Below are 1,127 nucleotides of genomic sequence, written 5' to 3' on the forward strand. Positions count from 1 at the left end.
TATGCTTATTATTAATGATACAATAATAAAAATAGAACCCTATAAAAAATAAAAAACCATCTTGCAAAAAAATTAACGACTGTAGGAGATAATTAAATGATTACTTGCCAAACTACCATTGACGATAAAATAGTCTATATAATATATAAACATTACTTGAAGACTCATCGACAAATATCAATATCAAACAATTTTGTTGGAATTGCTGGCATATTTCTTATGTTGATGGGGTTTATACGAGTAACCCATACAATTTTTTTTAATGTGACATGGCAATTTTACGATTTTTTTATGCTATTTGTCTTTTTATGTGGGCTATACTTTTTTTTGTCCGGTTTATTTTTTACTCCCAAAAATAATCTTAAAAAAATTAGAAACCGTTACTTAAATAAAAATCAAAAATCAATTACCGTTGAGTATGTTTTTAATACAGAAGGTGTTCAAATCAATCAATCTGATAGCAAATTATTTTACCAATGGCCTGCTTTAAAACAAGTTTGGGACCTACCAGATTACTATATCTTAGAGGTTAATCCTGGACGATATAACTTAATCAACAAAGAAAAATTTAGAAACGAAGACTACTTTGAATTTCAAAACCTGTTAAAACAAGTATTAGCCTCTGAACAATATAAAAAAAGCACCCATTAATAGGTGCTTTTTTTCTCTAAACAGGAATTACTCCACGCGATCCAATCAATATCACTATTAAAATAATAAACGTCACTAAATTAACAACTTTATCTAACGCAACATTATTATCAGGATTAAGTGATGCACTAGCTATATTTTTAATATAGCTATACACCTTCTTTAATTTTTGTGACATACTATCCACGTTAATTTTTACAGTAAGCTTAATTTCAAATTCTGCATCTAGAATTTCGTTTTTGAGTTCTTTAACAACTAGTTCAAGACCTAACTCACTACCATCAGAACTAACGGTCAAAACATGTAACTCACCATCCATTAGATCAGATGACAGGCTAATACCGGATCCAGAAATAGCTGCATCTAGTATATTCTCAAAAGAATCACTTGAAATATTTACACCAAAGGTCTTTAACACCTTTTTCACACTGACAGAATCAAACTTACCATTGGTTATCTGAATTGAGTGATTACCG

Annotated in this window: 2 protein-coding genes; one reads left to right on the top strand and one right to left on the bottom strand. The window is 29.4% G+C overall.

Going from position 1 to position 1,127, the window contains the following annotated elements; translation table 11 throughout:
- The first annotated feature begins 96 nt into the window (after positions 1-96).
- Positions 97-651, top strand: coding sequence for a YcxB family protein (locus tag HMPREF0877_RS00865; protein ID WP_002827202.1), 555 nt, complete (start codon positions 97-99; stop codon positions 649-651).
- Positions 652-667: 16 nt separating this feature from the next.
- Here the strand turns inward: HMPREF0877_RS00865 and HMPREF0877_RS00870 are convergent.
- A partial coding sequence (locus HMPREF0877_RS00870) for a hypothetical protein (protein WP_002827203.1) occupies positions 668-1,127 on the bottom strand: 460 nt, incomplete at its 5' end.

This window comes from Weissella paramesenteroides ATCC 33313, assembly GCF_000160575.1.
GTDB classification, from domain to species: Bacteria; Bacillota; Bacilli; order Lactobacillales; family Lactobacillaceae; genus Weissella; species Weissella paramesenteroides.